Source organism: Synechococcus sp. Cu2B8-bc1011, from assembly GCF_047302735.1.
Classification (GTDB): Bacteria; Cyanobacteriota; Cyanobacteriia; order PCC-6307; family Cyanobiaceae; genus Synechococcus_C.
Window position 1 is genome coordinate 1,675,090 of the sequence record NZ_CP138915.1, and the last position, 16,237, is coordinate 1,691,326.

Sequence of the window (16,237 nt, forward strand, 5' to 3'; positions counted from 1 at the left end):
TTGATGGTCATTAGCAGTGACCCACAACCCCAGCCATCGGCGGCATTGCTCTCCTACTTGCAGGGAAAGCTTGGATTGAGTGCCAGTGCCATCAACCTTGGTCTGCGCCAAGCCGAATTGGAACAGGCCCCCCTACCTGTGGTGCTCTGGAGTTTTGGTCTCCTGAGTTTGCAGGGATACCAAGACGTTTTGGACTGGCAGCAATCTCAGGAGTAGTGAATTAGAGATTCAACCTGGATGTAGTCGGGAAGGCGTCCTCGTCCTTTTAAATCTGTGAGTTCCACGATGAAGGCGCAACCAACGAGTTGACCGCCAGCCTGTTTGATCAAGTCTGCCGTGGCTGCGGCAGTCCCTCCTGTTGCTAAGAGATCATCAACCACCAAAATCCTTGGCTGGTCTCTCATGGCGTCGGCATGAATTTCGAGACGATCAGTTCCGTATTCAAGGGCGTAATCAATTCCATACACCTTGCCGGGTAGTTTCCCTGGTTTGCGAACTGGAACGAACCCAAGTTTCTTATGCGTTGCCAAGCCCATTCCCACGATGAAACCCCTGGCTTCAATTCCCACAATCAGGTCTGGCTTCAACGAATCGCACAGCACACCTAGGCGATCCATCACCTCGGCCCAGCCCAGGGGATCACGCAACATCGGGGAGATGTCCCGGAAGAGAATTCCTGGTTTTGGAAAGTCTGGAATATCTTGAACGTAGTGACGAAGATCCAAGGATGCATGCTTGTAAGACTTGGTCCTCATCATCGCAGATATGGCTAGGGATCATCTTGAGTTGTGTTGTCCCCTCCGCAGCGTGTGGTTGCTGATCTGCTCTGATTCATGCCTCAGACTCATGAAACGATTTGAATTCGAGTTTAGATTTAAGTTTTTTAGCTTCTCTAAACCATCTTGTGGCTCGACTATCAGTGGAAAGTTTGTTGGCATAGTTTGCCTATGACATTCATTTTTTTCTGATTGATGGGTGGTGATATTCCACGTTTTTAATTGTTTATCTGTGCCTCAATCCGGCAATGCATGCTTCGTCTTATGCGTCACAATCCCCTGCTGTTGTCTCCCTCAGTTCTTGTTTGGCCCAGATCTTGTGTCAATTTCAGCTGTAGCCACCTTTCCCTTGAAAGAATTGTTTAAAGCCTTAGGGTTAGTTGTCTAGATAAGGTCAATCATTGTTGGTTGCTAACGAGCAGGCTGCTTTCCGCCTTCCATGCTCGTGTGTTAGCACTGCAGCCATCCTTGTTTTGATTGAAGTCGAAGCGGTATGACTCGAGTCGGTACGCCACCAAGCCATGACTGAAGCAACGGTCACTCCTCCCCAAGACGCGTCTTTGCCAACTGTTGTGTTGGGTCGTCGTGGGATGGAGCGCCTCGATCTCCTTTTGCTCACTGTGGAGTCCTTGGATTTCAATGGTGGTGAGGCGATGCTTTGGGCTACCCAACAACTCGGCTTCGAAACTCTTTTCCCTAATCGAGTGGAGCTTTGGAAGCGTCGATGCCATAACCCGCTTCGACGCTCCACCCGTCGTGGAAGACTTGGATCGGCAGAAACAGAGGCTCTAATCAGGCTGCTCTGCGCTATGGCTGATCGGCTTTATCCGATGCTTCACCAACTTCTGTCGAGTCGTGAACCCGCTGACCTCAGTAAACAGCGCTGGGCCTTGGTTGACCAACGCTTGAGTGAGTTGATTGCTGAGCGTTTCAATCTTCGGAGGGGTGCAGTGCAACGCTTGCTCAGTACTGATCATTCTGCGTCGATACAACGGCAACTTGTTTTGACCCTGGCTCTGGCTGCAGGTCCCGGTGGGGTTGATCGCCTTCGCGCCAGTCTTCTCGACCCAACACCCTGATGACTTCGATGCTCAAACTCTCCTATCGCTACGACCAAACGGCGGCCAGATTAGAGGTGGATGGACTTCCTGACTTTTCGTCTGGGCATGGCGAAGGCGTGATTGGGATTCTGTCTGCTTGGCGTCTTCAATTGGTCGGTGCTCCTGAACTTGAGGGGAAACGCGATCACCTCGAAGCCTTGATGGCTGTTGTGTTCCCCTATTCACGTCATCAAATCTCAGGGGTTTCGAGGCCCGAAGGCTGGTCTCACCACCCAGTGAGCATTCGTCCTGTGGATGGTAGGCATCAGTTGGAACTGACGAGCAGTCAGCCCGACGTTCCACCTTTGACAATCCAATTGGATGATGCTGATCTCGCCGATCTTTTGCGCTGCCTCGATGCCCTTCGTTCCGACAATCGCGTCTCCATCTCCTGGCCTGAGATCATCAATCACCCCTTGAGTCGTCGTGAATTGGTCGAGCGGGTTCCCTTGGTTCATCGTTTAGCTGCGCCTGTGTTTGGTGGTGTTGCACTGGTCGTGGTGGGACTCATGGCCATGGTGGTTCCATTGCCTACCCAGGAGACCAAGGCTCCGATTGATTCCGTAGAGGCCCCTAGCCCAGACCCGGTTAGCGATTCTTCACAAGCTGATCCATCGCGTTGAGCTTCTCGCGGTTGTCGCCCATATATTGGCTTCGATTGCCTGACTTCAATGACCTCTAGTTGGTCCGATCTGAGACGTCGTGTCGCAAGGATTGGAGCCTCCTTGGATGTTGTTGTACGCAGTGATCCAGAGGTTTGTGGCTTGAGTGGCTCTGATTATCAACTCACTCTTCATCACAGCGGTTATGGAGATTGCACGGTTGGCGATCTCAGTTTGATCGACTGCCCCAATGAGCTGGTTCTGATTGAATTTGAACGCTGGATGCGTCGCGCGAATCTTTCGTTAGTGACATGACTTCGAAAAACATTCCCCGTTTGCCTCGTACTCAGAGAGAACGTCGCGTGTTTAGCCAACGCAAACGACCGTCGAAGCGTTTGCCCGTTTGGAGGATGTTGCTTGAGTCAGTCCTTCTGTTACTGCTTGGGAGCGGCCTGCTCGCTGGCTTGAGTTGGTTACCGACACAGGTCGATGCACTCGTTGTTGTGAGTGAAGCGATTGCTGATTTAATTCGCGGCCTCAGTCAATTATTGGAAGCGTTTCTTGGTTTGTCGGCAGTGATCCTGATTGCGGCACTACTGCTTTTGGGTCTGCTGGCGTTGATTTCAGGGTTGATTCGATTCGTAAGAACGCTTGTTGTCGTTTTCAAATCATCAGCCCGTCGACAAGCGCTTCAATCGCCCAATGCTCCGACACGAAGCTCTCGTTCGGCTCGCCGCCGCCGGCTGAGAAGATCCCGCTAATTCAGGCGTTGTTCAACGTGATCTTGTTCGTGGAGCGAGTGAACGCTGCATCATCCAAAGTTCATTCAAGGTCAGGCCGCCGTCCCCATTGCGGTCCAAGCTTTCGAAATTGCGCTGAAGCCAAGGAAGGGATCCCACCTCTTTGCGATCTAATCGGCCATCCACATTCCGATCGGCTTGTTGAAAGCGTTTTTGTAATCGCAGCCCGCTTGGGTGGGTTGCTGACGGTCTGATGTCTTCGATTAACAAATAGGTTCGGGTTGGATGGCGTTGCAGTCGTCGTTTGAGGTAAGGCTGGTCACTAACTTCTTTGATCTCTAAACGTCCATCACGATTGGAATCCATCCGAACAAATAACGCTTCCATCCTGGTGCCGTAATGGCGCACAGGATTCGCTTGCACACTTTGGTCTGGCAGCAGGAGACCAGCTCCCAGTGCAATGAGTGTGAAAGTGACCCATTTCTCCATCACAGAAGACTATGGAGTGTGATCGGTCAAGAGATGTCTGAGTGATGACAGATCGTCAATTAACTGTGACATGGTCCGCCTCAGCGAGACAGTTGGCTGGATGCTCCATACGATCGGAGCATTCAACTGATGTGGCGACAGTGGTGATCAGTTCTCTGATGATTTGGTTGGTATGGCGATGACCCAGCCTTCCTCCACGGCTTCGACCTCCCCCGCAAAAAAAGTCTCGATGATTTGGGTCGTGGACGACGACCCGGAGCTCCGTCAAATGGTGGGCACCTACTTGATTGATCAGGGGTATGACGTTCGTTGTCTGAGTGATGTCAAGCAGCTTGAGGCAAGGCTTGAATTTCAACGCCCCGACTTGATCGTGCTCGACCTGATGATGCCTGGCGATGATGGTTTAACAGCCTTACGGCGCTTGCGAGATGCCGGAGATGATCTACCCGTGGTCATGTTGACGGCTAGAGGAGATGGAGTTGACCGGATTATTGGCTTAGAGCAAGGAGCGGATGACTATCTCGCGAAGCCGTTTCTTCCCCGAGAGTTGTCAGCACGCATCGAAGCAGTGCTGAGAAGACGTAGCTCGATTCCTGCGGGCACTCCCCTTGCTGAAGGGGGTGATGTGACTTTTGGAGAGAATCAATTCGATCTGTCTGCCAGAACTCTGTTTCGCAACGGGACGCCTGTTGTTATTACGAGTGGTGAGTTCAGCTTGTTAGCAGCCTTCGTGCAGCACCCCCATCGGCCTCTATCAAGAGAAAGACTCATCGAGCTGGCTCGTGGACCAGGGTCTGATACGGACAGTCGCAGCATGGACGTGCAAGTTTCGCGGGTGCGCAAACTGGTCGAACCGGATCCTGCGCGTCCTCGCTACATCCAAACGGTCTGGGGATATGGCTATGTCTTTGTTCCTGATGGACAACCTCGTTCGCGTTGAGGGTCTGGAATGACCCCAAGGGTGTGGCAAGTTCGACTGAGATCCCTATTCGGTTGGAGTGGCCTTGCTCTTGGCAGTTGGGCGTTTTGCTTACTGGTTTTACAGGTCTTGTTTGGACAGCAGCTCGAGCAATTACAGACGGTGCAGCTCGGCCGTGATCTGGCGCTCAATGTCAGGCTCACGGAGTTGGCGCTAGAGCGCTACCCCCCCCATCTCGTCACTGAACTCACCGGTCTAGATCTCACTGTTGCGATTCACCCCAAGCAAGATCAAAAGGGTCCTTCAGCAGGATTTCAACGCCAGGCGAACGCCCTTCAGACCCAGCTTTGTGAACGGCTCTCCCATTGTCCGATGGTGGTAGCGGATCGCGATCAGGAGGGCGAACGCGGAATTTGGATTGAGCTGATTTCGCCGCTAGAACCGATTTGGTTGCGCGTAAATGTTCGTGCACCGATGAGCTGGCCGCCCGAACCCACCCTGTTGGGGTTATCCCTGGTGGGGGCGGGCATGATTTGTGGCGGCCTGTTTCTGCTTGTGGAGGTTGAGGCCCCTTTACGTGGATTGGAAAAAGCCTTGTCCAGGGTTGGGGATGGAATCGATCCTGACGCTGTTCCTGCTCGTGGTGCTCCGGAGGTTCAGCGCCTGACACGCCGTTTCAATGCCATGGTGCAACGTTTGGCGGCCAATCGGAACGAGAGAGCCACCATGCTCGCTGGAATCGCCCATGACTTACGGGCACCTATCACGCGGCTGCAGTTTCGTTTGTCCATGCCTCAACTCAGCGCAAAAGAACGCGAGCGTTGCGCCAATGATTTGCAGTCTCTGGAACGCATCACAGGTCAGTTTTTGCTGTTCGCCGGTGGTGGTGATGAAGAACTCTCTGTGCCCGTGCCCTTGGATCAGTTGCTGGCTGAGGTGGCGAGCAGTCATCCAGCTGATCAATTGCAGCTTGAGTTGGACAACGTTGAGGTCATGGTGAAGCCCGTTGCCCTGAGTCGTGCTGTTGCCAACTTGATTGACAACGCGTTCACCTATGGACAGGCCCCTGTGGTGTTGCGTTTGCTGCGCACTGCCGATCAATGTTCGATAGAAGTTTGGGATCAGGGTGAAGGCATGCCCCAGCGTCAGTGGGAGCAGGCTCTGCAACCATTTCACCGCCTCGACTCATCGCGAGGAGGAGAGGGCCACTGTGGATTGGGATTGGCCATTGTGGTGCATGTGGCGCGTCTCCACGGTGGCCATCTCAATTGCTGTTATGCCGAGGGTTTGAGTGATCTGAAGGGTCCAGGTCGCTTTGCTATTCGGTTGTCATTGCCGATGGAGCTCTTGGTGGAGAACGTTGCGAAAAGCTGATGTTCTGCCCTTTTTTTGGATTTGCGAGGCACCAATGGAATGTTGCTGATCCCTTTGTCATGGGCCACAAGGAGAACAAAAAATCAAAACACAGCGGCAAAAGCAAAGAATCAGACCTACCCACTTCGTCGAAACCCGTACCTGATGCACTGATGCATGAGCTTGATGGCAGCCATCCCAACAGCGTGGCCTGGGCTGAACAGGATGGGGATGGACTTGAGCGGCCAAGTCACCATGGTGAACGACTCAAGAAAAAGATCTATGAGTCAGAACTGGAAAAGCTCCAGTCTCAACTCGTCAAAATGCAGTATTGGATCAAAGAAACGGGCTTTCGCATGATCATCCTGTTTGAGGGACGGGATGCAGCTGGCAAAGGTGGCACGATTAAACGCTTGACGGAGCCTTTAAATCCTCGCGGGGCAAGAGTTGTTGCTTTGGGGACCCCTTCTGATCGTCAAAAAACGCAGTGGTATTTCCAGCGTTATGTGGAACATTTCCCTGCTGCAGGCGAAATTGTTGTATTTGACCGTAGCTGGTATAACCGTGCTGGTGTGGAGAGAGTGATGGGGTTTTGTACCCCTCATGAGGTTGAGTCTTTCCTCGAGGATTGCCCTCAGTTCGAGCGAATGTTGGTTCGTAGTGGCGTGTTGTTATTGAAGTATTGGTTCTCAGTTAGTGATACAGAACAAGAAACCCGTTTTCAATCACGCATCGATGACCCCACCCGCCGCTGGAAGCTCAGTCCAATGGATCTTGAAGCACGCAATCGTTGGGTTGAGTTTTCTGAGGCAAAGGATGTGATGTTCGCAAGCACGAATATTCCTGAAGCACCATGGTTCTCGGTAGAAGCCGATGATAAGAGGCGAGCTCGTCTTAATTGTTTAAGGCATGTACTCAGCAAAGTGCCATGGGAAGATATGACTCCTCCAGCCATTGACCTACCACCTAGGCCAAAACAGGGCTCTTACAAGAGGCCCCCCATGAATGAACAGTTTTTTGTTCCCAATCACTATCCATACGAATAATCAACTGACGCTATTGTTTTAGTTCTCATAAGTCCTGACGACTCTCCCTCGCTAGGACTCCTTGAGTTCGTGATGGTTTCTCTTTTGAAAGGCCCTCTGTAAGACCTGACTATTCTTTTATACGTGAGAGGAACGATCTCCTTCTGACTCCTTCGCACGTCTCCTGGTAGCCATCAGCGCACGACCCGGAAGGCACTTTTGAGCAGGATTAGCTGATTACGATCTCATTTCTAATGCCATCTTTGTTCAGCACCAAACGATGACAATCCGCAGCATTGGCTCCACTGACTATAAAAATGAGAATATGCTGAGAATCAATTAATACAAGCATGCTTTGCTTTTGCTACTCCCGGCGATCACGATGGCCCTCGGCGGCATTTTGGGGAGCCGCTTTCGACCTGGCCTACGTCTACGGGGTTTGATTGCCCACCTAGTTGGAGGTCTGGTGTTTGGCATGGCCGCAGCAGATCTGATGCCAGCAGCAAGTAGTGATAATCATCCTTTGGGATTAGTCATAGGCTTCTGTCTCGGTTTTTCATTGTTAATTGTAGTCAATAATGTTTTAGATGATCCTCACGAAATTGCTGAAAAAAATAAATCTCGTCCAATAATTCCATTGTTAATCCCTTTCTTAGTTGATAGCCTCATTGATGGACTAGTGGTAGGTATTAGCCCCGATGTTGGTTCACAGGGATGGGTGATTCCCCTTGCTGTTGCCCTAGAAATGGGCCTTGCATCGCTTGGCCTTGCGACTCTGTTGCGCCGAGGGGGTCAGCGCTGGCGAAGTAGCCTTGGTGGTGGACTGATGGCATTGACCTACCTAGTTGGTCTCATCAGCAGCACAATCTTGGCTAAATATCTAACAGGCCCTTACTTAACAGGATTGCTGGCCTTCGGGACTGCTGCTTTGATCTACTTGGTTGTCGAAGAAGTGATGAAGGAAGCCCATGCCATGGGAGAAGATGATTCAAGTTGGGTCAATTTGGCTTTCTTTTTTGGAATACTTATGGTTTGGTTGAGGGTCATTCTCTCGACATGATTAAATGCATGCTTATCTATATTGAAGATTTATTGGCCTCTTAAGGGAAGCCCAATTTGAGCTCTCTTCAATGCAATATCCTGCTCTGTGGCTAGGATACATTGCTTGTTTTCATATATCACTGTCGATTGTGATTATTTGTTCCATGTGCCTCGTTATTTTATATAAAATTCAATGATTAAATCTAAGATGAATAAATGGATCTTCGTCTTGTTGAATTACTTGGTAAGTACCAGGAAGAAGAGCTTGAAGCGATTGAGCGATGGTTTAATCATACGCAGCCTTTGGCCCTGGAAATGATGGGAAGCATGAAAATTGCAAGAGGAACCATCAAAAGGGAGGAAAAATATTGAGTGTTATTGTATTGCTATAGTATAATCATCGTATTTTCGTCAGTTGTTTTTGATACCTGTTATTGCTTTTGAGTTTCCCTCAGCTTGGCTTCTTATTGTTGTGACAGAGTCTTAGTGTATTTGAGTTCTTTATTGTATATTGATGAATTTGACTTTTTCTTTAGCTATTTGATGCACCATCTTTGGTTCATTGATTACTTCCCCTGTTCGGATAGTAATCTATAAATGGGTTGATCTTGAGTAACCAGTATGAACAGCTACGTATTAATAGCTATCTTCTTTATTTTGTTGCCTTGTGGCTTTTTAAGTGCCTCATTGGCAGAATCGAAAAAACAGAAATATTGGATATGGTTGATTGCAGGGTTAGTTTTTGGTCCTATTGGGTTAATTGGCTCTTCTTGCCTTAAGGACAAAAGTTCCTGATCAAACCTCAATTAATCAATTCCCGAATAGAGTTCGCTTTTAATTGATGGTGAATGTAGATCTAAATATTGCTAATATGATCCAGATCGCAATGCCTGTTGTTGTAGCGAGTGCAAGTATCCATAATTTTAAAGTCCTTCCGGTTGGCTTTTCATACAGTAGCTTTTCTAATGATGTCTTATTGCTGTAAAGTAAATGATCATTGATTGACATCATGAATCGATTTGATATCAGATTTTTCTGCCAATCAATCCCATATCTTGGATATTGTTGATATAGAGGTACTGAGCCTTTTGCTTGCCCCGGCAGAACACGAGACACTTCGCTAGGTGGAATATCGTAACCAAACCTTTCCATGTACTCGTTACTATCTAGTACATAGTCTATAAAATAGTTAAATCCTTTTTCTGCAATTATTATTGATAGTGATTGCTTTTCTTCTGCATTATATACTTTTCTTCCAAGCGCTCTTGCAACGACTTGTTCTGCTAATCGATAGTTGTTGTTGCATTCGACATAGCCTCTACGAAACCGCTCAGACAAAAAAAGTCCTCTCATAAAGTCGCGTACGGTGATTGAATTGTTCCGTAATTGTGATTCGAGATATGATTCCCTGTCATTCTCTAAGAGGTGAAAAAATACTTGTTGATAGCAATTCTTGATTAGTTTTTCTTTTTCGTTGTCTGCATTTGATTCTATGTTTTGATTGCTGACTGCTTCAACCCTTGAGTTTTGGGTTGAAACTGTGGAACTTTTTGGAGGAATTGCCATATTGTTTTAATAATAGTTTCATGCTATGCATTGGCCTCTCTCTCAAGCTTTTTATTGGTTACAACTCTGCGTATCAATAGAGGCTTTGTGTTGCCTCCGCTTTATCCGGCTTATGGATTATGTAATACTCAATGCTTTTGTTGATGTGATAGCTATCTGTCAATCGAGACTTTTGTTTTCTGAATAGAATGTTAGATATTCCAATTGATTTGATTGGTTTTGCTTTGCAATAATCTCATGAATTGTTCTTGGCGTTTTCTTCTGATGATTATATTCAGGCTTGATTGCGCTAATGATTTTAATAACTCATCACGTGAAGGCCGAAGTGTCGGCTTCATCCATGCAGTTGCTCAAACCAAAAGCCGGCCAGTTGCCACGAGCTCCACAGAAAAATCGCAAGAAATAACCAGTTCATCCAGGCGGGGCGATCGCGATTTTCAAACATGAAGTGAGTGATGCAACCCTTTAATTGTGGCGGATCAATCGCTGTAAATCATGAATTCTTTTGAATGCTTGCTGTTGCGTTACGACTGAACGGTTGCCGACGCCCAATCCGCAGTCTGAAGCGACACCTGAGATCCACCTGCCCTTTTGAGATCGTGCATTCCTTCTAGCTGTCGATACACCGCTTTCAATTGTCTTTGGATGTGATCGGTGTGTGGCATCGCATCTAAGGTCAACAACGCTTCCTCGAGATGGTGTTTGGCATCAATCAAGAGTCGGCAATCAGTACTTCCAGGTTCGTAGCTCATGAAATCTTTTCAAGGATCAAACCATTCAGCTTGATTGCGACGCCCAAGTTTGTGGCCATTTTTACAAAGTGGCAAAGATCTAGGGTTCTTCTTGTTTTCCACTTGCTTCGATTAAGTCCCATGGTCTTGCAATTCCTCCTTCTACGGACCATATGCCTTCTTTCCGGCTTTGAGCTGCACGCTCCAACGCTTGATAGTTCAAGTCGTCGCATCGTCCCAGGTAACCGTCATAGGCAAACACTTGCCCTTTGCTGACGAGCGGGGCCGCAATGTCAATTTTCTCGTTCAGCAGTCTGGCTACAACACGCCCATACACGTCTCGAGCCCGTAGTTCCATTTGGACAACGGACCCCTGAGGTAGTGCTTTGCTCAATGTTGTTTTCGCTTGCTGCGACCAGGGTTGTTGCTGGCGTAACGGAGCTTGTATGCAGGCCAGTCGAACCGCCCTTCCCTCTCCATTGATGTCGACTAGCACCTCCTGACCATTGTTGACCTTGAGTACGGTCACGATCTGGGTGGGGTGGGTTTGTTCAGCGGCCACCACGTTGGGTAAGGCTGTACCTGCCAGTAGGCCAACAAGAAAGCTCAGACTTACTGCCTTCGTGGTTGATGCCATGAGAGTCTCCTTGCTCAACTGACGAACAGCATCTCTCGATACGAAGGAAGCGGCCAACGGTCGTCATCCACCAGGCCTTCTAAGTCATCTACAACATCTCGCAGCTGAAGAAGTCGTGGAAGGAGAACGTTGGCTGCATGGTTCATCGATGTTGTGGTGTCGCCATGATGAAGCTGATGCAATTCATCGTCGAGAGCATTGATTTGATCCTGCATCCTTTGATGTAGCTCTGCTTCATAGTGCAGAGTTCGTTGGTCAGGATTCAGGCCTACGGCTTGTTGTTGGCTGATGCTTCGTGCCAGGGAGCCGAGATGTTTCTGAACAGCTGGGCTGATTTGAGTCCGAACAATCGAGAGTGCAACCTTGGCTTCTACTTCCACTGCCAGCGTGTATTGCTCGCTGTAAACCTCGTAGCGGCTCTCCAATTCCACAGATGAGATCACAGCCTGACGCTGGAACAGCGTCTTCACTTCCTCTCGTCGTAGGACTGGCAGGGCGTTTGCGGTGTTGCGTAGGTTTTCTAATCCCCTTTGTTCGGTGGCCTCTTGATGCCACGCATCGGAATACCCATCACCCCCAAACACGGCTGCACCGTGTTGGTCCATCACTTGTTTTAAGACGTCTGCTGCACCCTGCTCCAAGGATTGGCCCGAGGCCAAATTGGCCTCGATTTGATCGCTAATCCACTCGAGTGAATCTGCGAGAACGGTGTTCATCGCCACCAGTGGACCAGCCACTGACTGGCCCGAACCCACGGCTCTGAATTCGAATCTGTTGCCCGTGAACGCAAACGGTGATGTGCGGTTGCGATCACCAGCGTCCTTTTTGAACTCAGGGAGACTGTCAACACCCAGGCGCATGACATCGCCTGTGCTGCTTCCGGTGACTTCGCCACGCTGGAATTGCTGGAAAACTTCCTCTAGCTGTCTACCCAGATACACGGAGATGATCGCGGGTGGAGCTTCATTGGCTCCAAGGCGATGGTCATTTCCCGCTGTCGCCACCACTGCTCGTAAAAGGGCGCCGAATCGATGCACTCCTCGGATCACAGCGGCGCAGAACAGTAGAAATTGCAGATTGTCGTGAGGCGTTGAACCTGGGTCCAGAAGATTGCCTTGCGTGCTGTTACCCACAGACCAGTTCACATGTTTGCCAGACCCATTGATTCCAGCAAAGGGCTTTTCATGCATAAGGCATGTGAATCCATGCCGTTTTGCCGTGCTACGAAGCACAGTCATGATCATTTGTTGATGATCTGTTGCCACGTTGGCGGCTTCATGAACAGGTGCGATTTCGAACTGCCCAGGCGCCACCTCGTTGTGTCGAGTTTTTGCAGGAATTCCGAGCCTATATAGCTGGTGTTCAACGTCCTGCATGTAAACCTGAACCCGTTCAGGAATGGCACCGAAGTAATGATCGTCAAATTGTTGCCCTTTAGGAGAGGGAGCTCCGAATAGGGTTCTTCCTGCAAGCTGTAGGTCGGGGCGAAGCGTTGCAAATTGACTGTCAATTAAAAAATATTCCTGTTCAGCTCCGCAGGAACTATTCACTGCCGCAACGTCCTTGTTGCCAAGCAAGCGAAGCAAGCGTTGCGCTTGGCGATTCATGGCTGCGTTCGAGCGCAGGAGTGGGGTCTTTTTATCGAGAGCTTCGCCGGTCCAGCTCACGAACACGGTTGGGATGCATAGGGTGACGCCATTGGGCGTACGCATTAAATAAGCAGGGCTGGTGATGTCCCAGGCTGTATATCCACGGGCCTCGAATGTTGAGCGGATGCCGCCATTGGGGAACGAGCTGCCATCTGGCTCTCCCTGAATCAGGAGTTTGCCTGAAAATTCATGGATGGCTTGGCCATCCTTTAGCGGACTGATAAAACCGTCGTGCTTTTCTGCCGTTGAGTTTGTGAGGGGATAGAAGACGTGCGCGTAATAATGTGCTCCGTTGCTGACGGCCCAATCCATCATTGCCTGAGCAACCGCGTCAGCCACCTCTAAATTTAATTTGCCTCCGTCCCGGATCACGCGACGAACAACCTTGAATGCTTCCTTCGGCAGAGCATTTTTCATGCGCGCCAGGGTGAAGACATCACTGGCCCATATCTCCTCCAAGGACCCACTTTTGTCGCAAGCCACTGGTTTGCGCTGTTGAATGGCTTGTAGGGCAGCCAGACGAGATGGATGGGGCATCGTTTATGGGCCTCAGGTGCGTATTTTTCCAACCAAACTAGGCCCTCATACGTGTTTCAACCCCTTGCTGCTTGAGTTCCATGACATCTGCTTTTGATGTGCCATGTGTCGTTACGGAATTTTGGAATGGTAGGAACCCTCTTTTTAGATCTTTTTGATTTCAATCCTTAGAGCTCAGCCGATGTGATCCATGCTTCGTTGCAACCCATTTCAATTTCAATCACTCTGTTTAGTGAACTGATAAACAACAGTTTTCCCGGTGATGGCTGACTCCGTGGTTGTCACTGATGCTGCGCTATGTAGTGAATGTTAAAGACTCAAATTAATATTCGATCCATGACTGGCTTTGTTGTGTTAATTGCGCGTGATGAAAGGTTAAAATCGAATAACTGTTTTGCTTTAGTATCTTTTTCTCTGCTTAAGCTGACCATTAATTGCTTATTGAAATGATTTGCGTGCTTAAGGATGTATCCACCTTCTAATCAAGATCGTCTCTACTTCCCGGCAACAGTGCGCAATCGTGCTCCCATCGCAGCTGCTCTTTCAGAGCTGCTGCCTGACCAAGGTGCTGTCCTTGAAATTGCCAGTGGAAGTGGTGAACACGCTGTGACCTTTCAGCGCCAGTTTCCTGGAGTGGTATGGCAGGCCAGTGACCCTGATCCGAGCCATTGCAAAAGTATCAATGCTTGGATTGCCTATGAGTGTCTAAGTGATGTTATGCCGCCAGCATTACAACTTGATGTTCTCGACCGGCCTTGGCTCATTCCTAAAAGAACTTGTGTTGAATTAAAAGTTGTTGTTGCGATCAATTTGATTCACATTGCTCCTTGGAGCTGTTGCCAATCATTAGTAGAGCAGGCATCTGAGCACCTTCCGATTGGAGGTCGTTTCATTCTTTATGGACCTTTTCGTCGAAACGGACTTCATACGAGTTTAAGCAATGAAGCTTTTGATCAGTCGCTGCGGGAGCGCAATCCCTCCTGGGGAGTACGTGATCTTGAATCTGTGGAGACACTCTGCAGCAAGGTAGGATTCAATAACATGCAGTTCATAGAATTGCCTGCGAATAATCTTATTTTTACCGCCTTGAAAACTGTATAATTTTATTCGTTGAGTACATTTTTGCCCTAAAATTTTATCAAGATTCGACTAAATAACACGGTTGCTGTGGCATGTGCAAAGGTGATTTGTGTGAATGAGGCCTTGCAGGGGTATTATTGTTTCACTCTAATCGCAATTAAGAGAGGTTGATTCCCTATTGGAAAGTTAGTGATAGGAATGAAGTTTATGGTTGATTTTCTAAAAGTTGTGGTGAGCTTGTGGCTTCCTAATAATTGAGCTCCATTCTCTGCCTGTTTTTATTGCGAGTCCTTTGTCTATTAACCACAGAGGTCGATGGCACCGCTGCAGCACGACTATAAAAAATCCCCTCGCTTTCGGGGGAATGTTCACTGGAATGATCCCCATCACCCAGCCCATTGAAGGATAGGTCGATACCAAGGGTGTAGATCAGCCGTTCTCCACGAATTTCAGCTAGCGCTCCACAGATTGCCTAAACCTACCGGCGTTTTCCCCACATGCTGTGGAGAATGATGGTGACAGGGTTCTGAATAGCTGATTTTGTGGAAAAAGAGCCAAAGTGTGTCATGCTTGTGGTTCCCCATCACCCGCCCCGCCTAGCTCAGCTAAGCGGGGATTTTTGTTGTGAGTCATGCAAAAATGCAGCCAAGTTACTAGTGCGCATGACCTACTGGTACTGTAATGGGGCTGCTTTTAGCAACTGGTTTTATCGAAATAAAGAATAAAGGAAGTTATGATGCCAATATTCTTTCCTTTTGCGATTACATTTTTAGTCATATGGCTCTTAAAGTTATTGATGTTGACCAGTAAAGGTTTTTGAGATCGTTTATTTGAGCATTCAAGAGAATCGTTGATTCGATGGAGTTGGCAGGTAGATTGATCTCGATCATTTTATTGGCTGAGTACAATTAATTCAATTGATTGATTACTCTTTTGCCCACCTCTGGCTACAGCGACTGCTGCATTGCATCTCTCCATCTGGATAGTCAAATCCAGCTTTTTTTGCATTTTTCTCAACTTCTCCTGGATTTGATCCACTGAAGCTGCGGGTGGACTTGGCTAGTGCTGGGTTGATGGAATGCAATCCAAGCGTGCATGCCAGAAAAATCAAAGTTACAAGTTGAGTTCTTTGCATGCCAGATAGGGATAAATCCAACTTAGCTTACCTGCCCATATGAACAATGGCCGCTTAGTTGATACTTTGGAATAATTCAGTCTTAAGCTAATTAAACAGAGAAATAATCTTTCTATTGATGATGAAATTTGAGAGTTGGTGGTTTACTTTGCGCGTTCTCTTGAGAGCTTTCTGTCTGGTCTTGTTGTGTCAAACGTGTCATTTGAATCTCTTCTCAGTTGCTGTTTGATCCACAAACAGATTGCCTTCGTGAGATTTTTGAGCAGTTGTCATCATACCGAGACGATTTTCTCAAATTCGGTTTCTCCCATCACTTCTGAGTTGGCATTGATCCAGATTATGCCCTGCTGCCGCACTAGACAGACCAATTCGTCGTTGAGAAGAATCCTGTATGTGGAAGGTTCTTCCATGCAAAGCTCTTCCGCGTAGTTGATTGCTGCGTGAATATCTGCCTGACTGGCAATTGGCTTCCATCCATCTGGAGTGAGCCGTTCAACGTCAAGCATGAGTAAATTTACTTATTAAGCGTAGCTTCTCGCATTGTGGTTCCGATTGGCAAGCAAAGTGTTCACATCAAAACCGATTGGTGAGCAATGATGAAGGATGTTTCTATCCAGTGTTTTGAGTTGTTCTCTCAATATGAGTCTGAATCTGCTTTTGTAATTCATTTTTCTGATACAACTGTCTTCTCTTGACTCCCTAGCTGTAATCGGATTTTGATCCGAGTTTGTTCTCTGTCTTTTTCCCTCGATGAAGGGTTTTTGGTTGGATTCTGGTGAAATACTCAGGATGGAGAGTTTTTCTGGATGCTTGTTGAAAACCTTTCAGCCTATTGTTTAGTCAGCTCCATGGATACT

The 16,237-nt window shown here is 48.3% G+C and carries 18 protein-coding genes; 11 read left to right on the forward strand and 7 right to left on the reverse strand.

From position 1 onward, the window contains the following. Nucleotides 1-3 precede the first annotated feature (3 nt). Nucleotides 4-216, forward strand: a complete 213-nt coding sequence (locus SIC18_RS08730; protein WP_048346377.1) for a DUF2949 domain-containing protein — start codon at nt 4-6, stop codon at nt 214-216. Here SIC18_RS08730 and SIC18_RS08735 read toward each other — a convergent pair. Next, nucleotides 207-725 carry an adenine phosphoribosyltransferase gene (locus tag SIC18_RS08735; protein ID WP_413429348.1) on the reverse strand — a complete coding sequence of 173 codons (519 nt, stop codon included), beginning with the start codon at nt 723-725 and terminating at the stop codon, nt 207-209. The two genes, SIC18_RS08730 and SIC18_RS08735, sit on opposite strands and share 10 nt — an antisense overlap. Before the next feature lie 572 nt (nt 726-1,297). Between SIC18_RS08735 and SIC18_RS08740 the strand changes: the two genes are divergently transcribed. Genes SIC18_RS08740 through SIC18_RS08755 form a run of 4 tightly spaced genes read left to right on the forward strand, consistent with a single transcriptional unit; the run spans nt 1,298 to nt 3,239 of the window. After that, nucleotides 1,298-1,855: a DUF3038 domain-containing protein gene (locus SIC18_RS08740; protein WP_048346380.1), complete on the forward strand. Its 558-nt coding sequence runs from the start codon at nt 1,298-1,300 to the stop codon at nt 1,853-1,855. 8 nt (nt 1,856-1,863) lie between these two features. Further along, complete coding sequence (locus SIC18_RS08745) at nt 1,864-2,499, forward strand: DUF4335 domain-containing protein (RefSeq protein ID WP_048348109.1); 636 nt, start codon at nt 1,864-1,866, stop codon at nt 2,497-2,499. A gap of 48 nt (nt 2,500-2,547) precedes the next feature. After that, a complete protein-coding gene (locus tag SIC18_RS08750) occupies nt 2,548-2,793 on the forward strand; it encodes a hypothetical protein (protein ID WP_048346381.1) in 246 nt (81 codons plus the stop codon). Continuing rightward, nucleotides 2,790-3,239: a hypothetical protein gene (locus tag SIC18_RS08755; RefSeq protein WP_048346382.1), complete on the forward strand. Its 450-nt coding sequence runs from the start codon at nt 2,790-2,792 to the stop codon at nt 3,237-3,239. The genes SIC18_RS08750 and SIC18_RS08755 overlap by 4 nt, the downstream gene beginning before the upstream one ends. Nucleotides 3,240-3,251: 12 nt before the next feature. Here the strand turns inward: SIC18_RS08755 and SIC18_RS08760 are convergent, their stop codons facing one another. After that, nucleotides 3,252-3,707: a hypothetical protein gene (locus tag SIC18_RS08760; RefSeq protein ID WP_048346383.1), complete on the reverse strand. Its 456-nt coding sequence runs from the start codon at nt 3,705-3,707 to the stop codon at nt 3,252-3,254. A 229-nt stretch (nt 3,708-3,936) separates the two neighbouring features. Here SIC18_RS08760 and SIC18_RS08765 point away from each other — a divergent pair, with 229 nt between their 5' ends. The 5 genes from SIC18_RS08765 to SIC18_RS08785 all read left to right on the forward strand — a co-directional run bounded on the left by SIC18_RS08765 (nt 3,937) and on the right by SIC18_RS08785 (nt 8,417). Beyond that, on the forward strand, nt 3,937-4,647 hold the full coding sequence (locus tag SIC18_RS08765; RefSeq protein ID WP_048348110.1) for a response regulator: 711 nt from the start codon (nt 3,937-3,939) through the stop codon (nt 4,645-4,647). Between the two features lie 9 nt (nt 4,648-4,656). Then, on the forward strand, nt 4,657-6,000 hold the full coding sequence (locus SIC18_RS08770; RefSeq protein ID WP_048346384.1) for an ATP-binding protein: 1,344 nt from the start codon (nt 4,657-4,659) through the stop codon (nt 5,998-6,000). 152 nt (nt 6,001-6,152) lie between these two features. Beyond that, nucleotides 6,153-7,025 carry a polyphosphate kinase 2 gene (gene ppk2, locus SIC18_RS08775; RefSeq protein WP_371190322.1) on the forward strand — a complete coding sequence of 291 codons (873 nt, stop codon included), beginning with the start codon at nt 6,153-6,155 and terminating at the stop codon, nt 7,023-7,025. Between the two features lie 454 nt (nt 7,026-7,479). After that, nucleotides 7,480-8,064: a hypothetical protein gene (locus tag SIC18_RS08780; RefSeq protein ID WP_413429350.1), complete on the forward strand. Its 585-nt coding sequence runs from the start codon at nt 7,480-7,482 to the stop codon at nt 8,062-8,064. A 197-nt stretch (nt 8,065-8,261) separates the two neighbouring features. Next, nucleotides 8,262-8,417 carry a hypothetical protein gene (locus SIC18_RS08785; protein WP_157028565.1) on the forward strand — a complete coding sequence of 52 codons (156 nt, stop codon included), beginning with the start codon at nt 8,262-8,264 and terminating at the stop codon, nt 8,415-8,417. A 462-nt stretch (nt 8,418-8,879) separates the two neighbouring features. On the opposite strand, the gene SIC18_RS08790 is transcribed toward SIC18_RS08785, so the two are convergent. The 4 genes from SIC18_RS08790 to SIC18_RS08805 form a co-directional block, all read right to left on the reverse strand. Further along, complete coding sequence (locus SIC18_RS08790; protein ID WP_413429351.1) at nt 8,880-9,611, reverse strand: phycobilisome rod-core linker polypeptide; 732 nt, start codon at nt 9,609-9,611, stop codon at nt 8,880-8,882. 524 nt (nt 9,612-10,135) lie between these two features. Next, nucleotides 10,136-10,363, reverse strand: coding sequence for a hypothetical protein (locus SIC18_RS08795; RefSeq protein WP_048346387.1), 228 nt, complete (start codon nt 10,361-10,363; stop codon nt 10,136-10,138). 79 nt (nt 10,364-10,442) lie between these two features. After that, nucleotides 10,443-10,979, reverse strand: a complete 537-nt coding sequence (locus SIC18_RS08800) for a thermonuclease family protein (protein ID WP_048346388.1) — start codon at nt 10,977-10,979, stop codon at nt 10,443-10,445. Between the two features lie 14 nt (nt 10,980-10,993). Then, on the reverse strand, nt 10,994-13,165 hold the full coding sequence (locus tag SIC18_RS08805) for a glutamine synthetase III (RefSeq protein ID WP_413429353.1): 2,172 nt from the start codon (nt 13,163-13,165) through the stop codon (nt 10,994-10,996). Between the two features lie 465 nt (nt 13,166-13,630). Between SIC18_RS08805 and SIC18_RS08810 the strand changes: the two genes are divergently transcribed. After that, entirely contained in the window at nt 13,631-14,266 is a 636-nt protein-coding gene (locus tag SIC18_RS08810) for a DUF938 domain-containing protein (protein ID WP_048346390.1), read from the forward strand. A gap of 1,386 nt (nt 14,267-15,652) precedes the next feature. Here the strand turns inward: SIC18_RS08810 and SIC18_RS08815 are convergent. Then, complete coding sequence (locus SIC18_RS08815; protein WP_048346392.1) at nt 15,653-15,886, reverse strand: hypothetical protein; 234 nt, start codon at nt 15,884-15,886, stop codon at nt 15,653-15,655. Nucleotides 15,887-16,237: the final 351 nt, after the last annotated feature.

Bases quoted from the DNA above. Each gene is read 5' to 3' on its own strand.
- SIC18_RS08730 (WP_048346377.1), top strand. From the start codon at position 4: ATGGTCATTAGCAGTGACCCACAACCCCAGCCATCGGCGGCATTGCTC.
- SIC18_RS08740 (WP_048346380.1), top strand. From the start codon at position 1,298: ATGACTGAAGCAACGGTCACTCCTCCCCAAGACGCGTCTTTGCCAACT.
- SIC18_RS08745 (WP_048348109.1), top strand. From the start codon at position 1,864: ATGCTCAAACTCTCCTATCGCTACGACCAAACGGCGGCCAGATTAGAG.
- SIC18_RS08750 (WP_048346381.1), top strand. From the start codon at position 2,548: ATGACCTCTAGTTGGTCCGATCTGAGACGTCGTGTCGCAAGGATTGGA.
- SIC18_RS08755 (WP_048346382.1), top strand. From the start codon at position 2,790: ATGACTTCGAAAAACATTCCCCGTTTGCCTCGTACTCAGAGAGAACGT.
- SIC18_RS08760 (WP_048346383.1), bottom strand. From the start codon at position 3,707: ATGGAGAAATGGGTCACTTTCACACTCATTGCACTGGGAGCTGGTCTC.
- SIC18_RS08765 (WP_048348110.1), top strand. From the start codon at position 3,937: ATGATTTGGGTCGTGGACGACGACCCGGAGCTCCGTCAAATGGTGGGC.
- SIC18_RS08770 (WP_048346384.1), top strand. From the start codon at position 4,657: ATGACCCCAAGGGTGTGGCAAGTTCGACTGAGATCCCTATTCGGTTGG.
- ppk2 (WP_371190322.1), top strand. From the start codon at position 6,153: ATGCATGAGCTTGATGGCAGCCATCCCAACAGCGTGGCCTGGGCTGAA.
- SIC18_RS08780 (WP_413429350.1), top strand. From the start codon at position 7,480: ATGGCCGCAGCAGATCTGATGCCAGCAGCAAGTAGTGATAATCATCCT.
- SIC18_RS08785 (WP_157028565.1), top strand. From the start codon at position 8,262: ATGGATCTTCGTCTTGTTGAATTACTTGGTAAGTACCAGGAAGAAGAG.
- SIC18_RS08790 (WP_413429351.1), bottom strand. From the start codon at position 9,611: ATGGCAATTCCTCCAAAAAGTTCCACAGTTTCAACCCAAAACTCAAGG.
- SIC18_RS08795 (WP_048346387.1), bottom strand. From the start codon at position 10,363: ATGAGCTACGAACCTGGAAGTACTGATTGCCGACTCTTGATTGATGCC.
- SIC18_RS08800 (WP_048346388.1), bottom strand. From the start codon at position 10,979: ATGGCATCAACCACGAAGGCAGTAAGTCTGAGCTTTCTTGTTGGCCTA.
- SIC18_RS08805 (WP_413429353.1), bottom strand. From the start codon at position 13,165: ATGCCCCATCCATCTCGTCTGGCTGCCCTACAAGCCATTCAACAGCGC.
- SIC18_RS08810 (WP_048346390.1), top strand. From the start codon at position 13,631: ATGTATCCACCTTCTAATCAAGATCGTCTCTACTTCCCGGCAACAGTG.
- SIC18_RS08815 (WP_048346392.1), bottom strand. From the start codon at position 15,886: ATGCTTGACGTTGAACGGCTCACTCCAGATGGATGGAAGCCAATTGCC.